A 21,865-nucleotide genomic window follows, 5' to 3' on the forward strand; every position below is an offset into this window, starting at 1 on the left:
AGCTGCCGATGGCTTCCAGTTCCTCCGACAGCGCCGGTGCCCGCGGCACGGCCTTTCCTGATCCCTCCGCCCCCGCCATTCCCCCCGAGTTGAGCGCACCCGGCCTGTGGCGGCGCATGGCCTGCTGGCTCTACGAGGGGATGCTGCTTTTCGCCGTGGTGTTCGTCGCGGGCTGGCTGTTCAGCACCCTGGGCCAGATGCGCGACGCCATGGATTCGCGCCGGCACCTGCTGCAGGCGTTCCTGTTCGTCGTGTTCGGCGTCTACTTCGTCTGGTTCTGGTCCAAGGGCCAGACGCTGGCCATGAAGACCTGGGGCATCCGCGTGGTCGACCGGCTCGGCCGGCCGGTCACGCAAGGGCGCGCGCTGCTGCGCTATCTGCTCTCCTGGGTCTGGTTCCTGCCTCCGCTGGCCGCAGTCGCGCCCTTCAGGCTCGGCGGCGGCGAGTCCGCGGTGCTGATCTTCGGCTGGGTGATCGTCTGGGCCCTGCTCTCGCGCTTCCACCCCGAACGCCAGTTCTGGCACGACGCCTGGGCCGGCACCCGCCTGATCCCGTCCAAACCCTTGAGCCGACGATGACACGCCGTTCCGCTCCCAGGTCGAATAGCGCCGCAGCGCGTAGCGCGGAGGCTGGTCCAGCAAACACCGTCAACAGCCCCGTCAATCCACAGAAGTCGCGGCGCGGCCTGGACCGCATCTGGCACGCCACCCTCATCTCGCTCGATGGCTTCCGCGCCGCTTGGGGCGAGGCGGCCTTCCGCCAGGAGGTGCTGTGCGCCATCGTGATGGTGCCGGCCGCCTTCTGGGTCGGCCGGACCTGGGTCGAAACCGCATTGCTCGCGGCGGTGGTGATCCTGGTGATGATCGTCGAGCTGCTCAACACCGGAATCGAGGCGGCCATCGACCGCGTGGGCCCGGAATGGCACTCCTTCTCCAAGAACGCCAAGGACGTGGGCAGCGCCGCGGTGCTGCTGTCCATCCTCCTGTGTTGCGGCGTCTGGTTCGCGGCGTTGTGGCACCGCTTCTCCGGCTAGCGCGACGAGTCCCCTCGATGCAAGCCGCGCGTCATTCGATGGCGGCATGATCGGGGGATGACCCCTTCTTTTTCGATTTGCGTGTATTGCGGTTCGCGCCCCGGCGAGCGGCAGGAATTCTCGGCCGCGGCCCGGTCGGTCGGCCGCTGGATCGGCGAACGCGGCGGGCAGCTGGTCTACGGTGGCGGCCGCACTGGCCTGATGGGCGTGGTGGCGGAAGCGACGCGCACCAGCGGCGGACGCGTGGTCGGCATCATCCCAAAGGCCCTGGTCGACAAGGAACTCGCCAACCCCCTGTGCGACGAGCTGCACGTGGTCGACACCATGCATGAGCGCAAGGCCATGATGGGGGAGCGTGCCGATGCCTTCGTCGCCCTGCCGGGCGGCATCGGCACCTTCGAGGAACTGTTCGAGATCTGGACCTGGCGCCAGCTCGGCTATCACGACAAGCCGGTCGGCATCCTCGATGTGGCGGGCTACTACAGCGGCCTGATCGACTTCCTGGCCCACAGCGTGCGAGAGGGCTTCATGGGCGAATGGCAGATGGGACTGATTCGTTCGGGCAATGACGCCGCCGCCCTGCTCGACGCGCTGCTCGAGGAGGCGGGCCGCCACCCGCGCGGAGACAAACTCGCCGAGGTGCTCTGAGCGCCGCCTGGACGGCTGCTTCGGCCCTGAGCGCCGCCTAGACTGCGGCTTCGTCTTCCTCGCCGGTGCGGATGCGCACCACGCGCTCGACGTTGGTCACGAAGATCTTGCCATCGCCGATCTTGCCGGTGCGCGCGGCGGTGACGATGGCATCGACACAACGGTCCAGGTCGGCCTCGTTGACCACCACCTCGACCTTCATCTTCGGCAGGAAGTCGACCACGTATTCGGCGCCGCGGTAGAGCTCGGTATGGCCCTTCTGTCGGCCGAAGCCCTTGACCTCGGTGACGGTGAGCCCGGTGACGCCGACCTCGGCCAGCGCCTCGCGCACGTCGTCGAGCTTGAACGGTTTGACGATGGCGGTGATTTGCTTCATAGGGTCTCTTCTTTCTTTCGGCGATTTCGTTGAACTGGCTGGCGATAGGGTAGCGCCAATCGGCGCCGAGGCGGCGACCGCCTACCCGGATGCCCACGATGCCTTCGTCGTCCTGCATGTAGCGTGCCAGGGTCGCGCGAGTCGAAAAGATTATGTCATTCGCCTCCTGCGCCGAAGGCTTGGGAAGGGCGTCGCGCGCGCACCATCGCGGGGGCTGCTACGCTCGGCAGGCCATGCGCTCTGGTTCCTCCCCCACCGGCCTCTTCTCCTCGTTCCTCCCCTGGCTCCACAACCAAGCCTATGTGCTGCTGGTGTTCACCACGCTGATCTGGGGCGCGAACGCCGTGGCCGCCCGGCTGGCGGTGGGCGAGGTCTCGCCGATGATGCTGACCTTCTCGCGCTGGATCGTCTGCTGCCTGGCGCTGGGCCTGTGCGCGCGCCGGCAGATCGCCCTGCACTGGCGCAGCCTGCTGCCCTCCTGGCGCTTCATCACGGTGATGGGCACGTTGGGCTTCACCGGCTTCAACGCCCTGTTCTATGCCGCGGCGCATCACACGACGGCCATCAACATCGCGATCATCCAAGGCACCATTCCAGTGCTGGTGCTGCTGGGGAGCCTGCTCTTCTTTCGCACCCGCGTGGGCGGACTGCAACTGGTGGGCGTGGCGCTCACGCTCGCCGGCATCGTCGTGGTGGCCTCGGGCGGCCATCCTGCGCTTCTGGCCGAGCTCGGCTTCAACATCGGCGACGTCTGGATGATCGTGGCCAGCATGCTCTACGCCGCCTATGCGCTGGGCCTGCGCCGGCGGCCTGACGTGCCGGCCATCGTCTTCTTCGCGGCGACCGCGGCTGTGGCCTGCCTGGTGTCGGTGCCACTCCTCGTGGCGGAAATCGCCATGGGCGATTTCTTCGTGCCCACGCCCACGGGCTGGGCGCTTGTGCTGTTCGTCGGGCTGCTGCCCTCCTTCGCCTCGCAGGTCACCTTCATCCACGCCGTGGGGCTGATCGGTCCGGCGCGCGCGGGTGTCTTCCTCAATCTGGTGCCGATCTTCGGGCCGCTGCTCGCGGTGCTCGTGCTCGGCGAGCCGCTGTCGCTCTACCATGCGGTAGCGCTGGCCCTGGTGCTGGGCGGCATCTACATCGCCGAGACCAGCGGCCCGCGAGGCCGCTGATGGGAAGCCCTTGACCGACTTCGTCGTCCGCATCCATGGCGCCGTCTCCGAGATCGACGCCGCCGCCTGGGACAGCCTGCTGGCCACGCAGCGCGCGCCCTCCCCCTTCATGCGCCACGCCTACCTGGCAGCCCTGGAGCAGAGCGACAGCGCCTCGCCCGAGAGCGGCTGGGCGCCGCGCTTCCTGACGGTGTGGCGCGGCCGCGAGCTGGCCGCGGCCTGCCCGATGTACCTCAAGGGCCACTCCTACGGCGAATACGTGTTCGACTGGGCCTGGGCCAACGCCTACCAGCAGCACGGGCTGGCGTACTACCCGAAGGCCGTGGTGGCGGTGCCCTTCACCCCGGTGCCGGGAACGCGCCTGCTGGCGCAGGACGACGCCAGCCGCGCCTTGCTGGTGCAGGCGCTGCTTGCCTGGTGCAAGGAGGAAGAACTTTCCTCGCTCCACCTGCTCTTCGGCGCCGACGAGGACATCGAGGCCTGCGCCGATGCCGGCCTGATGCTGCGGCACACCGTCCAGTTCCACTGGAAGAACGCGCAATGGAAGGACTTCGACGCCTTCCTCGCCAGCCTCTCCCACGACAAGCGCAAGAAGATCCGCCAGGAGCGCCGCAAGGTGCACGACGCCGGCGTGCGCTTTCGCTGGTCGCGCGGCGCCGATATCCGCGAAGCCGACTGGGACTTCTTCTACCGTTGCTACGCCCGCACCTACCGCGAGCACGGCAACCCGCCCTATCTGAAGCCCCAATTCTTCGGACGCATGGCCGAGGACATGCCCGAGGCCTGGCTGCTGTTCATCGCGGAGCGCAGCGGCAAGCCCATCGCCAGCAGCCTGATCGCCCTGTCCGCCGATGCCTCGGTCGCCTACGGCCGCTACTGGGGCGCGCTCGAACGCGTGGACTGCCTGCACTTCGAGGCCTGCTACTACCAGCCGCTCGCCTGGTGCATCGAGCACGGCGTGCAGCGCTTCGAGGGCGGCGCGCAGGGCGAGCACAAGATGGCGCGCGCACTCATGCCGGTGAAGACTACCAGCGCCCACTGGCTGGCCCATCCCGCCTTCGCCGACGCGGTGGAGCGCTTTCTCGATCGCGAGGACGAAGGCATCGCGAACTACCTCGACCACCTGGGGGAGCGCAGCCCCTTCCGGCAAGCAGGATAAGCGGCTCGCTCAAGGGCTCAGCTACGCTTGCTGCGTCCGACACCCGTCACTTCCGGAGACAAGCTTGCAACCCGTCCTGCAAAACTTCGACCTCAGTGGGCGCACCGCGCTCATCACCGGCTCCAGCGCCGGCATCGGCTACGCGCTGGCGCGCGGGCTCGCCGGCGCGGGTGCGCGCATCGTCCTCAACGCACGCAACACCGACAAGCTCGAGCAGGCCGCCGCTCGGCTGCGCGATGAAGGCGCCACGGTCTCTACCGCGCCCTTCGACGTGACCTCCGGCGAGGCGGTGAATGCAGCCATCGCCCGCATCGAGGCGGAGATCGGCGCTATCGACATCCTGGTCAACAACGCCGGCATGCAGCGCCGCGCGCCGCTCGACCAGTTCGAGGAAGCGCAGTGGCACGAGCTGATGAAGACCAACCTCGACAGCGTGTTCCTGGTCGGCAAGGCCGTGGCAAAGTACATGATCCTTCGCGGGCGCGGCAAGATCGTCAACGTCTGCTCGGTCCAGAGCGAGCTGGGGCGCCCGGGCATCGCGCCCTACACCGCCAGCAAGGGCGCGGTGAAGATGCTGACCAAGGGCATGGCCATCGACTGGGGCCCGCACGGCATCCAGGTCAACGGCCTTGGCCCGGGCTACTTCAAGACCGAGCTGACCGATGCGCTCGTGAACAACCCCGAGTTCACGTCCTGGCTGGTGGGGCGCACGCCGTCGCGCCGGTGGGGCGATGTGCAAGACCTGGTGGGCGCGGCCGTGTTCCTCACCAGCGATGCCTCCAACTTCGTCAACGGCCACATCCTCTACGTGGACGGCGGCGTGACCGCCACCCTTTAAGCCCGCCCCAAGGAGGCCATCATGGAAGCACTCGTCATCCACGCCCCCGGCGACCTGCGCATCGAGAACGTCCCCACGCCCGAGCTCGGCCCCGGCCAGCTGCGCGTGCGCGTGCGCTGCGGCGGCATCTGCGGCTCCGATCTGCACTACTACCAGCACGGCGGCTTCGGCATCGTGCGAATCAAGGAGCCCATGGTGCTGGGCCACGAGGTAGCCGGCATGATCGAGGCCGTGGGTGCGGGCGCGGGCGGCTTCGCGCCCGGCGAGCGCGTCGCCATCAGCCCGAGCCGACCCTGCGGCCTGTGCCGCTACTGCCAGCAGGGCCTGCAGAACCATTGCCTGGACATGCGCTACTACGGCAGCGCGATGCGCACGCCCCATGTGCAGGGCGCCTTCCGCCAGGAGATCGTGGTGGAGCACTGGCAGGCGCATCGCCTGGCCGAGAGCGTGAGCGACGGTGAAGGCTCGATGGCCGAGCCGCTCTCGGTGGCGCTGCACGCGGTGCGCCGCGCGGGGTCGCTGCTGGGCAAGAGCGTGCTGGTCACGGGCTGCGGCCCGATCGGCGCACTGGCCATCATTGCGGCGCGGCGCGCGGGGGCCACGCACATCGTGGCCACCGATGTCGGTTCGCACACGCTGGGCAAGGCATTGAAGGTGGGCGCCGACGAGGTCGTGAACGTGGCGGAAGAGCCCGAGGGGCTGGCGCGCTTCACGGCCGACAAGGGCCAGTTCGACGTGCTGTTCGAGGCCAGCGGCAATCAGCGCGCACTGGTCGGCGCCTTCGAGGCGCTGCGGCCGCGCGGGATCGTCGTGCAGCTGGGGCTGGGCGGCGAGATGACGCTGCCCATCAACACCATCGTGGCCAAGGAGTTCGACCTGCGCGGTGCCTTCCGCTTCCACGAGGAGTTCGCGGTCGCGGTGGAGCTGCTCAACAAAGGGCTGGTGGACGTGAAGCCGCTGATCTCGGCCACGCTGTCCTACCGCGATTCGGCGCGCGCCTTCGCGCTCGCCGCCGACCGCTCGCAGGCCATGAAGGTGCTGCTCAACTTCGACTGAGGTCGAAGGAGGCGCGTCAACCCTTCTTGTAGTTCGCGATACCGTCCACGATTTCCTTCTTGGCAGCGTCGATCCCTTCCCAGCCCAGCACCTTCACCCACTTGCCCTGCTCCAGGTCCTTGTAGTGCTCGAAGAAGTGCGTGATGGCCTTCAGGCGCATCGGGTTCACGTCCTCGACCTTCTTCCAGTGGCTGTAGATGGGCAGCACCTTGTCGGTGGGCACGGCCAGCACCTTGCCGTCGACGCCGGCCTCGTCTTCCATCATCAGGATGCCGATCGGTCGGCACGGCACCACCACGCCGGGCACCAGCGCCCAGGGTGTGATGACCAGCACGTCGACCGGATCGCCGTCGCCCGAAAGCGTCTGCGGCACGTAGCCGTAGTTGGTCGGGTAGTGCATCGCCGTCGTCATGAAGCGGTCGACGAAGATCGCGCCCGACTCCTTGTCGACCTCGTACTTGATCGGATCGGCGTTCATCGGGATCTCGATGATGACGTTGAACGCTTCGGGGGCATCTTTGCCGGGGGAAACTTGGCCGAGGGACATAGGGCTGTCTTGTAGTGGATAAGTGTTAGAGGGATTCGGACAAACCCGAAGTTTACTTTCCGTGTCACGGGCCGGTCGCACCAAACGAGACTTTTGCCTGTAAATTGCCCCCGTTGGCCAATCGGCCCCGCCTTTCCAGGCATCGGGGCTTCGAGGAAGCAACGCGGCGGAAGCACTGACCCGTACGCGTTGCGCACAGGGGGTTGGTGCTTTCGTCTCCACAAGTCACAACGAACGAATGGAGAAGCAAGGCATGATCGGCAACACCCCTCTCGTCCTCGCCATCGTCTGCGGCCTCGTGGCCGTGGGCTATGGCTTCTGGGCGCGCAGTTGGATACTTTCGAAGGACCCGGGCAACCCCCGAATGCAGGAGATCGCGGCCGCGATCCAGACCGGCGCGGCGGCCTACCTGGCCAAGCAGTACCGCACCATCGCGGTCGTGGGCATCGTGCTCGCGATCCTGATCGGCGTCTTCCTCGACGCCACCACGGCGATCGGCTTCATCATCGGGGCCGTGCTGTCCGGCGCCTGCGGCTTCATCGGCATGAACGTCTCCGTGCGCGCGAACGTGCGCACCGCGCAGGCCGCTACGCAGGGCATTGGCCCGGCGCTCGATGTCGCGTTCCGCGGCGGCGCCATCACCGGCATGCTGGTGGTGGGCCTGGGCCTGCTGGGGGTCACGGTTTTCTTCTGGTTCCTGGCAGGAAACGGGCAGCTGACACCCGACACCAAGCTGGCCACCCTGCTCAATCCGCTGATCGGCTTCGCCTTCGGCTCCTCGCTGATCTCGATCTTCGCGCGGCTGGGCGGCGGCATCTTCACCAAGGGCGCGGACGTCGGCGCCGATCTCGTGGGCAAGGTCGAGGCCGGCATCCCAGAGGACGATCCCCGCAACCCGGCCGTGATCGCCGACAACGTGGGCGACAACGTCGGCGATTGCGCCGGCATGGCGGCCGACCTGTTCGAGACCTACGCGGTGACGCTGATCGCGACCATGGTGCTGGGAGCGCTCATGGTGACGGCGGCGCCGGTCAACGCGGTGCTGTATCCGCTGGCGCTGGGGGCCGTGTCGATCATCGCCTCGATCATCGGCTGCTTCTTCGTGCGCGCCTCGCCGGGCATGGTCAACGTGATGCCGGCGCTCTACAAGGGGCTCGCAGTGGCAGGCATCCTGTCGCTGATCGCCTTCTGGTTCGTGACACAGTGGCTCATTCCCGACAACGCCATCGCGGCCTCGGGCAGCCAGCTCAGGCTCTTCGGCACCTGCTTCGTCGGCCTGGCGCTGACGGCGGCGCTGGTGTGGATCACCGAGTTCTACACCGGCACCCAGTACTCCCCGGTGCGGCATATCGCGCAGGCTTCGACCACGGGCCATGGCACCAACATCATCGCAGGCCTGGGCGTGTCGATGCGTTCCACCGCCTGGCCGGTGATCTGCGTCTGCATCGCAATCATGGCTTCGTACTGGCTGGGTGGCCTCTACGGCATCGCTGTGGCGGCGACGGCCATGCTGAGCATGGCGGGCATCGTGGTGGCGCTCGACGCGTACGGCCCGATCACCGACAACGCCGGGGGCATCGCCGAGATGTCGGAGATGCCGGCCAGCGTGCGCGACATCACCGACCCCCTGGACGCGGTGGGCAACACGACCAAGGCCGTGACCAAGGGCTACGCCATCGGCTCGGCCGGCCTGGCCTCGCTCGTGCTGTTCGCCGACTACACACACAAGCTCGAGACCTACGGCCAGGCCATCAGCTTCAACCTGAGCGAGCCGATGGTGATCGTGGGCCTCTTCATCGGCGGCCTGATCCCCTACCTGTTCGGCGCCATGGCGATGGAAGCCGTCGGCCGCGCGGCCGGCTCGGTCGTGGAGGAAGTGCGCCGGCAGTTCCGCGAGATCCCCGGCATCATGGAAGGCACCGGCAAGCCCGAATACGGCCGCGCGGTGAGCATGCTGACCGGCGCCGCGATCAAGGAGATGATGATCCCCAGCCTGCTGCCGGTGGTGGTGCCGATCCTGGTCGGCCTGCTGCTGGGACCGAAGGCGCTGGGCGGTCTGCTGATGGGCACCATCGTCACCGGCCTGTTCGTCGCGATCTCGATGTGCACCGGCGGCGGCGCCTGGGACAACGCCAAGAAGTACATCGAGGACGGCCACCATGGCGGCAAGGGCTCCGAAGCCCACAAGGCTGCGGTGACCGGCGACACCGTGGGCGACCCCTACAAGGACACGGCCGGCCCGGCGGTGAACCCGCTGATCAAGATCATCAACATCGTGGCGCTGCTCATCGTGCCGCTGGTGGTCAAGTTCCACACCGGCGACGCGGTCGCGGTGACCCCGCCCGCAACCTCGCCTGCCCCGGCGGTTGCCCCGGCTCCCGCGCCGGCACCTGCGGCGGCACCCGCTGCAGCCGGCGACACGGGCGCCTCGATCAGGACCGATGGCGGTGTAGTCAAGTTCTACTTCGCCACCGGCAGCGCCGAGGTGCCCGCGGGCTCCAGCGCCGCGCTGGCAGACATCGTGAAGGCCACGCAAGGCGGCGGGCGCGTGCTGGTGAGCGGCTACCACGACGCCACCGGCGATCCGGAGAAGAACGCCGAGCTCGCCAAGCAACGCGCCACCGCGGTGGGCGCCGCACTCAAGATGGCGGGCGTGCCGGACGACAAGGTCGAGCTCGCCAAGCCGGCGCAGGCACTGGCCGGCGGTCCGCCGGCCGAGGCACGCCGGGTCGAGGTGAAGCTTCAGTAAGTGTGGCGGCGCGTCGGCGGCGACTGGCCGCCGATGCGCTCAGCGCTCAGCGCTCAGAAGGTGTGAATGAATCCGGCGTGTCCGAGCAGACTGCCCAGGCGCGCCCGATCGACTCAGTTCAGGCCGTGGGCCGGCAGTGCCCCTTGCTCGGTGCGCAGCGGCACGCCCTGGAGCGTGTCGAAGTCGGACGGCGACTCCGGCGGACGCGTCTCTTCCATCTCGTGCAGCGAGGCGACCCAGCGGCCGGCCGCGGAGTTGGCCGGCTCGTCATTGGTGAAGACGCCGTCGCGGATATAGAAAGTCTCGCCGGCAGGCCGCTCGGTGTGCAATTCGATGAGGCGCGCAATCGGGAAGGTGTAGGTGACCAGCTTCTCCTTGGTCTTGCGATCCTTGCCGCCGCAATTGAAGAAGCCCTCGGCGGCAATGACGATGCAAGAGCCGTCGACCTCCGCCTCCGTTTCGCCGCCGAGGCGCCACACGGCGGTGGGCAGCCGCACGCGCACCTTGTCGATGACCAGGTCGCGCTGCCGGTTGAGGGCCGTGAGCGGCGGGACCAGCGAACGCAATTGCCGCAGGCGCTCGGCGAAGTTGTCGTCAATGGTGAACTCCACGTGGTGCGTGGCGCCACCCGAGCGCTTGACAACCTGCATGACGACATGACGGGCAGGCCGGCTCATCGCAGACCGCCCTTCCCGTCGTCATGGACGCGCCGCAACCAATAGCAGTAAATGGTTTTAAGCGAATTCATTTATCGACCGTGAATTGGAACTTTAGCATTGATGCAAATATTTGCATCAATTGTTTCCAACTGTAGATCGAATCTGGCGCTTTTGGTAGTCGGTTTACAGAGCCAGTGAATAGCTCAACAACAGCTCGAAAACGTCGCGAGCCGAAGAGGGCTGAGCACACGAAGCGCCCGGCACGGCGTACCCCTTGGGGAGCGACTTACGCCGCTGCCGACTCTGCCTCGTCCAGCGCCTTGCAGGAAGGTGCGCAGACCGTTTGCGACTTGCCCAGGAACTGGCGCGTGCGCATTTGCGAGCGCACGCGGTGCTTGCCGCACAAGAAGCAGGACATGGTCGCGCCGCTGAACGAGGCCGACGCCCGGAAGGGAGACCCGGAGGCCTTGGCCTTGTAGCGCAGGCCATCGGCGACGATGGCGGTCTTGACGTCAGCCTTGGCCATGGGTGGCGTCCGGCTCGGCACGGCGCATGATGCGCTGGATCGCATCCTTGGCCGCCAGCTCAGCGGCGAGCGAGGCGTCCAGGCCGGAGCGGCACAGGCCGGCATGCTGGTAGTTGAGGTTCTCGTACACCTCGGCCGCGGCAGGATAGGCGTCCAGCAGCTTGCCCAGCCCATCGCCGGGAGCGACGTCGCGGAACTCGTCAACCAGGTGCATCACGACCGAGCGGTACTGCTCTGCGCCCACTGGCACGGGGCTGTGCTCGAGCCGCTCGAGGAGCTGGGCCAGCACATGCGTCACCGCCAGGTCGGTCTTGGGCGCCGGGGAGTGGGTAGCGTTCATGCAAGGCATTTGGGGCAACGATACAGGATTACAAGTGCCCGGCCGCGGCGCCGGCCCCCTGCGAGGCGCGGTATTTCACCAGCAGGCTGTGCAGCATCTCGGTCGAAAGGCCATGGATCACCAGCCGGTGCCCTGCCCGCAGCGTCGACAGCGGCACCAGCGGATGCTTGTTGTTCACCAGGATCAGGTGCTCGGGCGCGTCCAGCAGCGTGGCGGCGTAGATGCCGATGGTCTCGTCCAACTGCAGCGAATTGGCGGCGCGCCAGAAGTCGTTGTCGGTCAGCATCAACTGGTACAGCGGCGTGAACAGCTCGATCGCGCTTTGGAGGTCCAGGAAGTTGAGCCGCCCGCGCGGCATGTCCGCCAGCCGCGGCCCGGGCTCGCGGATCATCGAGAAATCGACCTTCTGCGCCTTCCCGAGCTCGAGCCCCCGCGCGCGCAACGCCTCGTTGAGGCGGATCACGAAATTGAAGAGGTTCAGGTCGTGCTTCAAGAACATGTCGTCCTTCAGCGCGTCGAGATCGGCCGGCTCCAGGGGCGAGGTCTCGACCGGCACCGGCGAATTGGCGCCGATGAAGGCCAGCACCTGCGAGCCCAGGTGGAAATGACGCAGGATCAGCCAGTTGGCCTCGGGCGAGACGAAGCGCTTCAAGCCCCAGGCCAGCATGCGGTGCAAGAGCCGCGAATGCGCCCAGTTGCGCGGCACGAAGACCTTGAAGACCTGGAACAGCACGATGGCCGTGCGCGCCAGCGGCCGCAGGAAGGGCAGCAGGTACTGCCGCGAGCCGGAGCTCGAGTCGGCCAGCCAGGCCGCCTTCACCGGATCGGGCAGCGGCGTGCTCTGGTCGAGGTAGAGGGCCAGCCAGGGGCTGGGGTCGCGCGGGTCGTACTCCTGCGTGAGGAAATCGGGGGTGGCCTTCATGGACGTGCCGGCTGCGCCTGCGTGACGTGCTCGAACTGCATCAGGTAGAGAGCCGCCGTGTGGCGCGCGGTGTCGATGATGCGGCGGGCCGCGCCGCCCTCCCCGTCCAGCGCCATCGCCATCTCGACCGCAGCCAGCCAGCGGTTGAGGTGGTTCTCGTCGTTGTGGCCGTGGTATTCGAGGAAGCGCAAGGCCTCGGGCGGCAGCTTCAGGCCGGCCTTGATCAGCGGCAGCAGCGCCGGCACGATGCGCTGCCCGGTGCCCTCGATGATGTAGATCGCGCCCAGCAGGCCGACCGGATTGGGCGTCGCGGCCAGGCCGTGCAGGTAGGCATTGAGTGCCTCCCCGCCGGGGTTGCGGCGCAGCGCGTCGATGTCGTCCACGGCGCCGCCGGCCTTGCGGTAGTCGCTGAACAGGATCATGAAGTCGTCCTGCTCCTCGCTCGCATGCACGCCGATCAGGGAGGCCAGCGACTGGTAGGGCTGGGCCAGGGAAGAGGCGCCTTCGCGCATCCACTTGCTGCCTTCGCGCACCTGGGGGATCCAGTGCTCCATCCAGTTCAGGTAGTTCGGCAGTGCAAAGCGGCGCTCGCGGATCTGCCTTACCAGGGGGGTGCGCCAGACGCGCGAGCGGTAGTCGTGCCAGATGGAGGCCAGCTCGGTGAGCAGCCCGCCAAGCGCCTGGGGTGCGCCGGCCGGATCGTGCGGCGGGGCGATCGCCTGGGCTTCGGGTTCGGCAGCCGCCGGCACCGCGGCGCGTGCCGGCGCGGGCACGGCGGCCGCGTCGGCGGCTTCGACCTCGAACAGCATGTACGCTGCCATGAAGCGCCCAGACTCGGGCACGTAGCAGAAGATCTGTTCCCCAGCCTTCAGGCTGCGGGTCTGCAGGAACTCGGCCAGCATGATCATGATCGAGGCCGCACCGGTGTTGCCCCGCCAGGCCAGGTTGCTGTACCAGCGCTCGCGCGGGATCGCCAGGCCGGCCTTCTGCATCAGGCCGTCGACCACCGGGATGAACTTCTCCGACGAGTAGTGGCACAGGAAATGGTCGACCCGCGACGGATCGACCCAGCCCTCGCGCACCAGCCCCGCGTATTCGTGGATGCCGATGTCGAACAGGTGCGGCAGCAGCCGGATGTCCTGCCGCAGCGACAACGCGCCCGCGGCCTCGGCCTCGCTCCAGGAGGCAAAGTCCAGGTGTCCGCGCGCGCGATCCTCGGTCAGGCCCAATTGCATGCACACGGGGTAGTCGCCCGAGAAGGCGCGCTGGTGGATCCACTTCAGGCGCAGCCGCACACCCGCTGCACCATGGGTCCCGGCCAGCGCCGGCGCGCCGTCCGACAGCAGCAGCGCGCCGGCGCCATCGGACAGCATCCAGCGCAGGAAATGCGAGTCGAAATCGCACTCGTAGCCCCGGGCCGCGAAGCGCGATCGCTTGAAGAGGCGCGAGGGCATTTCGCTCGCCACCGCCAGCGCCGAGCGGTGCGCGCCCATTTCCACGCCCTGGGCGGCGGCCTGGATCGCCGACACGCCGGCGGCGCAGATGCCGTGCACCGACAGCGTCTCCATCGGCGGCGCCGCGAGCTCGCCCTGGATCATGTTGGCGAAGCCCGGCATCAGCGCATCGCCGCCCGAGGAGCCGCTCGCCAGCAGCGAGACGCGCGAAAGCTCGGCCGCACCCTGCTGCAGGCAGTGGCGGATCGCGCCCGCCGCGAGCTGCGCGTTGCTGTACACGGTGCGGCCCTCGGCGTCGATCGCGTAGTAGCGTTCGCGGATGCCGTTCTCGGCCAGGATGCGCCGCTTGATGCGCTGCGACATCCGGTTGAGCGGCGCGATGTAGGCATCCATGCCTTCGTTGGACACCGGTTCGCCGGGCAAGAAGTAGCCGGCGCTTTCGAGATAGACGCGTTGAAATGGAACGGGCATGGATCAGGACTGCGGAAGGGAACCCGGGAGCATCAGTGAACGGCTGCGGAAGCGGGGCCACACCACTCCCAGAACGAACACGCGCGCCATGTAGGGGAGCAGCCCGCGCTCGTTGAGCGCCGGATGGATGCGTGCCCGGTAGCGCTCGCGATGCAGCCGCGCCAGCGCCGACCAGTGCACGCGCGAATGCTCGTGGTGCGCCGTGTGCAGGCCGATGTTGAACAGCAGCGGGTTGACCAGGCCTTCGAAGTTGCGCGCGTAGTCGAGAGAGGCGCCGCCCTTCCCGCCCCGTCGCCCGTCCGCATGGGCGTGCTGCAGGTAGTTGGTAGCCAGCAGCCAATGCAGGCCGTGCAGCTGCGGCACGATGACGAACACCAGCGCGCGGCGCCAATCGAGCGCCAACAGCGCCGCCCAGCTCCCCAGCCACAGCACGTACTGCGCCATGCAGTAGCGCCATGCGCCGGGGCAGTGTCGGCGCAGCGTCGCCAGCCAGGCGATGAACATGGGATAGAGCACGGCCACCGCCTGCAGCGGATGCATCAGGTAGCCCCGGAGATGATTCGTGTCGCCGCCGAAGCGATAGGTGCGCGCCACGTCACGCGGTCCGTGCCGGAAGCGGTGATGGTTGGCCACATGCGCCGGCCAGAACACGAAGGTCGGATGACCCTGCAGCAGCGTCAGCCAAAAATCGGTGAAGCGGTTGGCGCAGCGGCCACGCCACAGGCGCAAGTGCGCGTGGTTGTGATGGATCACGCTGACGCCGAGCGTGAGAAAGAGCATCACGCCATACGCCAGCCAATGGAAGCCGTGTACCCACTGCCAGGCCGAAAGCGCCGGCAGCAGCGCCATGTAGGCCAGGCTCTGCCAGTCGCGCCGATGGCGCAGCCGCGGCAGCCGAAGCCGGCACGCGGGCGTGGATCGGACGATCGTTGCCACGCGCGGCTACAGCAGCATCTCAGGCACGATCGGCGCGATCAGCCTGTTGTAGAAGCGCTGGAAGAAGGTCGCCTCCGGTTCGGAGGTGAGAACGATTTCCTTCTCGCCATCGGTGGTCAGCCATTCGAGCCGGCCAGTGTCCTTGGCCAGACGCAGGCGGTAGGAGTTCTGGACCCGGCTCACGTTGATGACCCTCAGCATCTCGCGTGCCAGCTGCGGGCTGTCGATTAGCATGCCCATTTCGGTGTTCTGCGTGGCCGAGCGCGGATCGAGATTGGCCGAGCCGAGCAGGATTCGCGAGCGATCGATGGCCGCGGTCTTCGCATGCAGCCGGCCCAGCGAGCTGCCAAAGGAGCCGAAGCGCTTGCTCGCCGTGGTGCGTTCCGGGCTCAATTCATAGAGGTCGGCCCCCGCTTTCAGCAGCCGCTCGCGGTAGCGCATGTAGCCCGTGTGCACGAGCGGTTCGTCGTTGGCCGCCAGGGAGTTGGTCAGGAGAACCAGCTTGATCTTGCGCCGGCCCAGTTCCTCGAAGGCAGCCATGCCTTGCTCGCCAGGCACCAAGTAGGGCGAGGTCATCTGCACCTCCTGCTTGGCCTCGAGCAGGCGCTCCCAGATCTTCATCGTCACGCTGGTCGCCAGGGCCTCCTCGGCGGTCATGGTCGTGGGCTTGGTGGGAGGATCGGCCACGGCACGGGCCGTGCCCCACAGCAGGCCCATGCGTCCCTCGTCGAGTTCCTCCGAGATCGGGCCGTAGCCGAGGATGTCGTTGGGCGGCAGGACGACCTTGGGCGCCGGAGCGGCCATGTCGACCCAGGAATCGAACTCGGCGGTGCCGGGCGTCGTGCCGCCCTGGCCGCGCACGACCTCGCCGATGGGCCAGACCTGCTCGCTGTTCCAGTAGGTGTCGAAGATGGCTTCGAGCTGCGGCAGCACCTTGCCGACGACAACCGCATCCATGTCGATGAAGTTCTGCGCCTCGCTCAGCACGAAGTACTCGTCGGCGATGTTGCGCCCGCCGACCACCGCCATCGCGCCGTCCGCGATGAACAACTTGTTGTGCATGCGGTGGTTGAGCCGGTAGATCTCGTGCGGCGAGGCGGCGAAGCGCGAGAGGAAGCCGTCGCGTCCGCAGCAGAACGGGTTGAACAGCCGCACCTCGACGTTTGGCGTCCGCGAAAGCGCCAGCAGCAGGTACTGGCTCTTGGCCGTGTAGAGATCGTCCACCAACACGCGCACCTTGACGCCGCGGGCCGCGGCCTCGCGCAGCGCGCGCATCAGCAGCCGGCCGACGCCGTCGTTCTCGAGCTGGTAGTACTGCACCACCAGGGAGCGTTCGGCGCGCTTGGCGAGCTGGATACGGGCGTCCAGCGAATACACCCCCAGCGGCATCAGGCGGAAGCCGGAATGCTCGCCCGGCGGCGTCGAGGCGGCTACCACCTTGGCCAGCATGGTCGACGGATCGGCCGGCGCTGCGAATGCGGCGGGCCGCTCCCTCGCCGGCGGCAGCGAGCCGCAGGCCCCGAGCCCTGCGGCGAGGGCGCACAGCAACGCCACGCGCAGCAGACGGACCCATGCGTTCATGATCTTTCCCCTCTTTGGAGTTGTTCCGGATACTGCGCCAGGCAGGCTGGTTTAACCTCTGCCACACAACGCACCCGGGTTCTAGAATTTCGCAATGCCTCTTCCCGGAGTTACACCATGACACGACGGATTCTCGCGCGTCTCGCCGCCTTTGGGCTCGCAAGCCTCGGACTTTCACCGGCCCTTGCCGCCCTGGACGTCGGGGATCCGGTGCCCAAGTTCACGGCGACCGCCGCGCTGGGCGGCAAGACCTTCAACTATTCGCTGGCCGATGCGCTGGCCAAGGGCCCGGTGGTGGTGTATTTCTTCCCGGCAGCCGGCACCACCGACTGCAACATCGAGGCGCATGCCTTCGCCGAGGCCATGGACCAGTTCGAGGCGGTGGGCGCCACTGTGATCGGCGTGTCGGCCGACGACATCGAAACGCTGAAGGATTTCTCGGTCAAGCAGTGCCAGAGCAAGTTCCCGGTGGCCGCCGACCGATCGAAGGTCGTGATCGAGGGCTTCGACGCGGTGATGCAGACCCGTCCCGATTTCGCCAACCGGCTGTCCTACGTGGTCGCGCCGAACGGCACGGTCGCCTACTATTACCAGAACCTCAACCCGGACAAGCACGTCGAGCGCATGCTCAACGCGCTCAAGGCGCTTCCCAAGCAGACTGCCAAGCGCTAGCCGCGGGCCACTCCCGGCGGGGGCTGGCCGCCTTCGCGCACAATTTCAGCCATGCAGCTCCATTACATCGCCAACGAAAGCGTCCCCTCCTCCTCGGGCCGCACCCTCCCCGTCCTCGACCCGTCCGACGGCCAGCCCTTCGACGAGCTGCAGCGGGGCAACGCAGCCGACATCGACGCGGCCGTGCGCGCCGCGCGCGACTGCTTCGAGGGCAGTTGGCAAAAGCAGAGCGCGGCCGAGCGCGGCCGGCTGCTCTACAGGCTGTCGCAGAAGATCGCCGAGCACACCGACGAGCTGGCGCTGCTCGAGCAGCGCGACTGCGGCAAGCCCGTCAAGCAGGCGCGCGCCGATGCGCTGGCGCTGGTGCGCTACTTCGAGTTCTATGCCGGCGCCTGCGACAAGCTGCACGGCGAGACCATCCCCTACCAGGAGGGCTACAGCGTCTTCACCTGGCGCGAGCCGCACGGCGTCACCGGCCACGTCATTCCGTGGAACTACCCGATGCAGATCTTCGGCCGCAGCGTCGGCGGCGCGCTGGCCGCAGGCAACGTCTGCGTGGTCAAGCCCTCCGAGGACGCCTGCCTGTCGCTGATCCGCGTTGCGCAGCTGGCGGCGGAGGTCGGCTTCCCGCCCGGCGCGATCAACATCGTGACCGGCTACGGCCATGAAGTGGGCGATGCGCTGGCGCGGCACCCGGGCATCGACCACATCAGCTTCACCGGCAGCCCGAAGGTGGGCACGCTGATCCAGCAGGTGGCGGCCGAGCGACACTGCCCCGTCACGCTGGAGCTGGGCGGCAAGAGCCCGCAGATCATCTTTGCCGACGCCGACCTGGGCGCCGCCATCCCGGTGCTGATCAACGCGATCGTGCAGAATGCCGGGCAGACCTGCTCGGCCGGCTCGCGCGTGCTGGTCGAGCGCGAAATCTACGAGCTGCTGCTGGAGCGCCTGGGCCAGGCCTTCGAGGCGCTGCGCGTCGGCCCTGCGGCCATGGACCTGGACGTCGGCCCGCTGATCCGCCAGACCCAGCAGCAACGCGTCTGGGACTTCCTGTCCGACGCCCAGCATGCCGGCATCCCGATGGTGGCCCAGGGCGTGGTGGTCGACGAGGCACCGCAGACCGGCTTCTACCAGGCGCCCACTTTGCTGCGCGACGTGCCGGTGACGCACCGGCTGGCCCAGGAGGAAGTCTTCGGCCCGGTGCTCGCGGCAATGTCCTTCCGCGACGAAGACGAAGCCGTGGCACAGGCCAATGCCACCGAGTTCGGCCTGGTCGCCGGCATCTGGACGAAGGATGGGGGTCGCCAGTTCCGCATGGCCAAGCGCGTCAAGAGCGGCCAGGTCTTCATCAACAACTACGGCGCCGGCGGCGGCGTGGAGCTGCCTTTCGGCGGCGTCAAGTCCTCGGGCTACGGCCGCGAGAAGGGCTTCGAGGCGCTCTACGGCTTCACCACGCTCAAGACGGTGGCCGTGCGCCACGGCTGAGCATCAGCCCAGCGCGGTATCCAGCAGCATCATCAGCACGAAGCCCACCATCAGCCCGCCCGTCGCAAACGCCTCATGGCCCTTGCGATGGGACTCCGGGATGATCTCGTGGCTGATCACGAAGAGCATCGCCCCGGCCGCGAAGCCCAGGCCCCAGGGCAGCAGCAGCGCCGAGTGGCTGACGATCGCGGCACCGAACACCGCTCCCAGCGGCTCGACCAGGCCGGAGGCCATGCCGATCGCCACCGCGAAGGGCCGGCGATAGCCCGCGGCCAGCAGCGCCGCGGCGACGACCAGGCCCTCGGGCACATCCTGGATCGCGATGCCGGTCGCCAGAGCACTGCCGCGCAGTGCATCCCCACCGGCAAAGCCGACGCCGATCGCCAGGCCTTCCGGCAGGTTGTGCAGCGCGATCGCGAACACGAAGAGCCAGGTGCGCCGCAGCACGCGCGTGTCCCGCCCTTCCACGCCCTTGATGAAGTGCTCGTGCGGCAGCACCCGGTCCAGCACCAGCAGCGCCAGGCCGCCCAGCAGGACCGCGCTGCCCACGATGCCGCCGGCGCCCCAGGCATCCGCGCCCGCAGCGCGCGCCGCGGCGATGCCGGGGATGATCAGGGAGAAGGCGCTGGCTGCCAGCATCACGCCTGCGCCGAAGCCGAACAGCGTGTCCTGCGTGCGGTCCGACAAGCGCTGCGAGAACACGATCGGCAAGGTGCCCAGCGCGGTGGCGAGCGCCGCGATCGAGCCGCCGGTCAGGGCCTGCAGCACCACCGGCCGGGCGGCCGCGTAGTGCCAGAACTGCGCGCCCAGCACCAGGACGCCGGCCAGCACGATGGCAATCCCGAAGGCCTGCCGCAATGGCAAGGAGGGGCGCACGGCGGCGCTGGCGATGGAGGAACTGCGGTTCATGGCTAGATGATATTAATTCTCATCTACGGCGCGGTTCGGGAATTTCAATCCTGCCGATAGAGGCGCGCTGGCGGTGTGTAGGACGTCATTGAACTTTTCAGTTGCTCAATCAACATTTCAGTCAAAGTTCGGTGGGCGGCGGTTGGATGGACGGCCCTTAGGAGCGAGGACAAGGCCCTTGGCATAGCTCAGAGTTGCCGCGCTGAATGGGCGCAGAGTACGAACAACAAGGAACCACGCCATGAAGTCCGAACCCAAAACACTCGGGGTCAAGAAGCCGTGGTCAAGCATCTTGAGACGCTGCTCGCGGCTGCGAGGTCCGGCGAGCTGGACGACGTGGTCATGGCTCACCGGGTCTTCAAGAATGACGGTACGTTCGAGGATCTCATCTTGCGGTACCGAGGAAGCCTCAAGCCGCGCTCGCGGAGCTCGGAGCCGCGGACGATTGACCGCGCAGGACGTGCATGCCATGGCTTTCCATGGTGAATCTTTCGACGTCTCAGCCAGCACGCGCCTTCGAGATAGCGGCGGCAACGTTGGCATACGCTGCGTCGGCGAGCGAGCGATAGAGTTCCACCGTGTGACCGACCCTGTGCGGCGTCAGGATGACGCATGGCGCGGCGCGCAGGCGGCTCTTCTCGGGGAGAGGTTCGACTTCGAAAACATCGATCGCGGCGCCGCCCAAGTGCCCACTTTCAAGTGCATCGCAGAGTGCGTCCTCGTCGACAAGGCCACCCCGCGCGGTGTTGATCAACCAGGCGCCCGCCTTCATGCGCTCGATGGCGCGGCGGTCGATAAGATGCCGGGATGTCGCGTTCAACGTGCTGTGCACAGAGAGCATGTCGGACTCGGAAAGCAATGTGTCAAACGGCACCAGCCGGACTCCTTCCGTTGCCGTCTGCGAAGACGGCGCATGCGCGAGCAACTGCGCTCCCCAGCCCTGCAGACGTTGCGCCACGGAACGCCCGACCCGACCGAACCCGAGCAGCCCCACAGTCTTTCCTTGCAAGCTGCGGGACACTCCGCGTGGCGAACGCGGGTGCCGGATCAGTGTCAGCATGAGAAGCACTGTTGCTTCTGCCAAACCTTCGAAGTTTTCCGGCGTGGCACTGTTGGCGACTGTGATGCCCCTTGCTGCGACTGCATCGACGTCGACCGAGTCGATCCCGATCGTGGGTAGCACGATAGACTTCAGCTGTGGCGCCGCGGCCAGCGTATCGGGGCCAATGCTGTAGCGAGGCGTCGACACGATGACCTCGCAGGCGTTCAGGTGTGCCGCATTCACGCACACCTCCAATGGCCGCCTCGCTGCAACGGCGTCGTCACCGCGCCGAACGAGAGCGCCCTCCGCCTGGAGCCGAGCTGCGAGTTCGTCCAGCGCGTCGCCGATGACCGTGTCGCGCATCACAAGAATGGCCGGGTTTGAATTCATGACTGCGCGCCCTTGTGCTTTCATGAGCGGTTTGCGCTGCTGCTTTCCCCCTCACGCTCGTGCTTGCGCAGGAAGGCGTCGATCAGGTCGATGAAGCTCGCGGGTGTTTCGAAGATTCCGAAGTGCGACGCGCCCTCAACCAAAATGAGTTCGCCTCGTGCGGCTTCCGCGATGCGACGCGTCACCGCGGCAGGCAGACTCGCGTCGGCCGCACATGCGACGGCGAGTGTCGGCACATTGATGACAGAAAGTCCCTCGATCGTCTCCACCGCGGAGATCGCCTGCCAGTTTGCGCTCCAGCTGTACCAGTCCTGCTGGAGCAGCGCCGTTTCGCAGCGCGCGACCAACTGCGCAGGCGCGTGATCGCTGAACCACCTGCGCAGTGTCTCGGGGACCACCTCTGCCATCTTTCCGGCAATACCAGCGTTCCCCCGGGCGCGGATCGTGGTACGTGCATCGTCACGAAACGTCGCCGACGTGGCACAGGCAATGAGTGCGCGCACGGCCTGCGGCCTCTGGATGGCAGCATACTGCGCAACCATGCCGCCCATCGAAACGCCAAGGAACGATGCTGCCCCAATTCCCTGCGCATCTAGGACCTCCCAGATGCAACGCGCATGCTCCGCCAACGTGATGGACGACGTCAGGGGCTCGGATTCACCATGGCCCAGCATGTCTATGGTGATGATGGTTCGCACTGGCGACCACGCCGTCACAAAGGCGTCCCACCAAGAGCGGTCGATGCCGATCGGGTGCAGGAGGACGACGCACGGCCCTGCGCCCGACCTGTCGTAGGCGAGTTGCCCCCGTGAGGTCGAGCAAATCGTCACGTGCGGCGCCCCCAGGATTCAGCCCGGACCTTCGGACCCAGTGCCCTTCGCTGCTCGATCGTGTTGGCTT

Annotated in this window: 22 protein-coding genes; 10 read left to right on the forward strand and 12 right to left on the reverse strand. The window is 67.4% G+C overall.

All coding sequences use genetic code 11. The features are described from left to right. The first annotated feature begins 8 nt into the window (after window positions 1-8). From E5P3_RS18755 to E5P3_RS18765, 3 genes are read left to right on the forward strand one after another with little or no spacing between them, the layout of a single operon-like run. Window positions 9-578, forward strand: coding sequence for an RDD family protein (locus E5P3_RS18755; protein ID WP_162587348.1), 570 nt, complete (start codon window positions 9-11; stop codon window positions 576-578). After that, complete coding sequence (locus tag E5P3_RS18760) at window positions 575-1,033, forward strand: diacylglycerol kinase (protein ID WP_162587349.1); 459 nt, start codon at window positions 575-577, stop codon at window positions 1,031-1,033. The genes E5P3_RS18755 and E5P3_RS18760 overlap by 4 nt, the downstream gene beginning before the upstream one ends. Window positions 1,034-1,090: 57 nt before the next feature. Then, on the forward strand, window positions 1,091-1,681 hold the full coding sequence (locus tag E5P3_RS18765) for a TIGR00730 family Rossman fold protein (protein ID WP_162587350.1): 591 nt from the start codon (window positions 1,091-1,093) through the stop codon (window positions 1,679-1,681). 37 nt (window positions 1,682-1,718) lie between these two features. Here the strand turns inward: E5P3_RS18765 and E5P3_RS18770 are convergent, their stop codons facing one another. Beyond that, window positions 1,719-2,057: a P-II family nitrogen regulator gene (locus E5P3_RS18770; RefSeq protein WP_162587351.1), complete on the reverse strand. Its 339-nt coding sequence runs from the start codon at window positions 2,055-2,057 to the stop codon at window positions 1,719-1,721. Window positions 2,058-2,290: 233 nt separating this feature from the next. On the opposite strand from E5P3_RS18770, the gene E5P3_RS18775 reads away from it, so the two are divergent. The 4 genes from E5P3_RS18775 (at window position 2,291) to E5P3_RS18790 (ending at window position 6,282) form a co-directional block, all read left to right on the forward strand. Continuing rightward, window positions 2,291-3,229, forward strand: a complete 939-nt coding sequence (locus E5P3_RS18775; protein ID WP_162587352.1) for a DMT family transporter — start codon at window positions 2,291-2,293, stop codon at window positions 3,227-3,229. A gap of 10 nt (window positions 3,230-3,239) precedes the next feature. Beyond that, a complete protein-coding gene (locus E5P3_RS18780) occupies window positions 3,240-4,388 on the forward strand; it encodes a GNAT family N-acetyltransferase (RefSeq protein WP_162587353.1) in 1,149 nt (382 codons plus the stop codon). A gap of 64 nt (window positions 4,389-4,452) precedes the next feature. Beyond that, entirely contained in the window at window positions 4,453-5,226 is a 774-nt protein-coding gene (locus tag E5P3_RS18785; RefSeq protein WP_162587354.1) for a glucose 1-dehydrogenase, read from the forward strand. Between the two features lie 21 nt (window positions 5,227-5,247). Then, window positions 5,248-6,282 carry an L-idonate 5-dehydrogenase gene (locus tag E5P3_RS18790; RefSeq protein ID WP_174263083.1) on the forward strand — a complete coding sequence of 345 codons (1,035 nt, stop codon included), beginning with the start codon at window positions 5,248-5,250 and terminating at the stop codon, window positions 6,280-6,282. Window positions 6,283-6,298: 16 nt separating this feature from the next. On the opposite strand, the gene ppa is transcribed toward E5P3_RS18790, so the two are convergent. Continuing rightward, a complete protein-coding gene (ppa, locus tag E5P3_RS18795) occupies window positions 6,299-6,829 on the reverse strand; it encodes an inorganic diphosphatase (protein WP_068683730.1) in 531 nt (176 codons plus the stop codon). A 253-nt stretch (window positions 6,830-7,082) separates the two neighbouring features. On the opposite strand from ppa, the gene E5P3_RS18800 reads away from it, so the two are divergent. Then, complete coding sequence (locus E5P3_RS18800) at window positions 7,083-9,578, forward strand: sodium-translocating pyrophosphatase (protein ID WP_162587355.1); 2,496 nt, start codon at window positions 7,083-7,085, stop codon at window positions 9,576-9,578. Window positions 9,579-9,691: 113 nt separating this feature from the next. Here the strand turns inward: E5P3_RS18800 and E5P3_RS18805 are convergent, their stop codons facing one another. From E5P3_RS18805 to E5P3_RS18835, 7 genes are all read right to left on the reverse strand, one after another. Next, on the reverse strand, window positions 9,692-10,255 hold the full coding sequence (locus E5P3_RS18805; RefSeq protein ID WP_162587356.1) for a hypothetical protein: 564 nt from the start codon (window positions 10,253-10,255) through the stop codon (window positions 9,692-9,694). A 268-nt stretch (window positions 10,256-10,523) separates the two neighbouring features. Beyond that, window positions 10,524-10,763 (reverse strand): hypothetical protein, encoded by a 240-nt coding sequence (locus E5P3_RS18810; RefSeq protein WP_162587357.1) that lies wholly within the window; start codon window positions 10,761-10,763, stop codon window positions 10,524-10,526. Further along, window positions 10,750-11,103: a hypothetical protein gene (locus tag E5P3_RS18815; protein ID WP_174263084.1), complete on the reverse strand. Its 354-nt coding sequence runs from the start codon at window positions 11,101-11,103 to the stop codon at window positions 10,750-10,752. The genes E5P3_RS18810 and E5P3_RS18815 overlap by 14 nt, the downstream gene beginning before the upstream one ends. A 28-nt stretch (window positions 11,104-11,131) precedes the next feature. Continuing rightward, window positions 11,132-12,025 carry a DUF6999 family protein gene (locus tag E5P3_RS18820; RefSeq protein WP_162587359.1) on the reverse strand — a complete coding sequence of 298 codons (894 nt, stop codon included), beginning with the start codon at window positions 12,023-12,025 and terminating at the stop codon, window positions 11,132-11,134. Then, window positions 12,022-13,950, reverse strand: a complete 1,929-nt coding sequence (locus E5P3_RS18825) for an iron-containing redox enzyme family protein (protein ID WP_162587360.1) — start codon at window positions 13,948-13,950, stop codon at window positions 12,022-12,024. Before E5P3_RS18825 ends, E5P3_RS18820 begins: the two co-directional genes overlap by 4 nt. A 3-nt stretch (window positions 13,951-13,953) precedes the next feature. Then, the gene (locus E5P3_RS18830; RefSeq protein WP_174263145.1) at window positions 13,954-14,799 is read right to left on the reverse strand and encodes a fatty acid desaturase; all 846 of its coding nucleotides are present in this window, start codon (window positions 14,797-14,799) and stop codon (window positions 13,954-13,956) included. 93 nt (window positions 14,800-14,892) lie between these two features. Further along, window positions 14,893-16,467, reverse strand: a complete 1,575-nt coding sequence (locus tag E5P3_RS18835) for a phospholipase D family protein (RefSeq protein WP_162587361.1) — start codon at window positions 16,465-16,467, stop codon at window positions 14,893-14,895. A 117-nt stretch (window positions 16,468-16,584) separates the two neighbouring features. Here E5P3_RS18835 and E5P3_RS18840 point away from each other — a divergent pair, with 117 nt between their 5' ends. Further along, a complete protein-coding gene (locus tag E5P3_RS18840) occupies window positions 16,585-17,139 on the forward strand; it encodes a peroxiredoxin (protein ID WP_162587362.1) in 555 nt (184 codons plus the stop codon). Window positions 17,140-17,190: 51 nt separating this feature from the next. Next, complete coding sequence (locus tag E5P3_RS18845; RefSeq protein WP_162587363.1) at window positions 17,191-18,624, forward strand: aldehyde dehydrogenase family protein; 1,434 nt, start codon at window positions 17,191-17,193, stop codon at window positions 18,622-18,624. Between the two features lie 3 nt (window positions 18,625-18,627). Here the strand turns inward: E5P3_RS18845 and E5P3_RS18850 are convergent, their stop codons facing one another. From E5P3_RS18850 to E5P3_RS18860, 3 genes are all read right to left on the reverse strand, one after another. Further along, window positions 18,628-19,533, reverse strand: coding sequence for a ZIP family metal transporter (locus tag E5P3_RS18850; RefSeq protein ID WP_162587364.1), 906 nt, complete (start codon window positions 19,531-19,533; stop codon window positions 18,628-18,630). 499 nt (window positions 19,534-20,032) lie between these two features. Further along, the gene (locus E5P3_RS18855; protein ID WP_162587365.1) at window positions 20,033-20,965 is read right to left on the reverse strand and encodes an NAD(P)-dependent oxidoreductase; all 933 of its coding nucleotides are present in this window, start codon (window positions 20,963-20,965) and stop codon (window positions 20,033-20,035) included. A gap of 20 nt (window positions 20,966-20,985) precedes the next feature. After that, window positions 20,986-21,795 carry an alpha/beta fold hydrolase gene (locus E5P3_RS18860; RefSeq protein ID WP_162587366.1) on the reverse strand — a complete coding sequence of 270 codons (810 nt, stop codon included), beginning with the start codon at window positions 21,793-21,795 and terminating at the stop codon, window positions 20,986-20,988. Window positions 21,796-21,865 lie beyond the last annotated feature (70 nt).

Source organism: Variovorax sp. RA8, from assembly GCF_901827175.1.
GTDB lineage: Bacteria > Pseudomonadota > Gammaproteobacteria > Burkholderiales > Burkholderiaceae_C > Variovorax.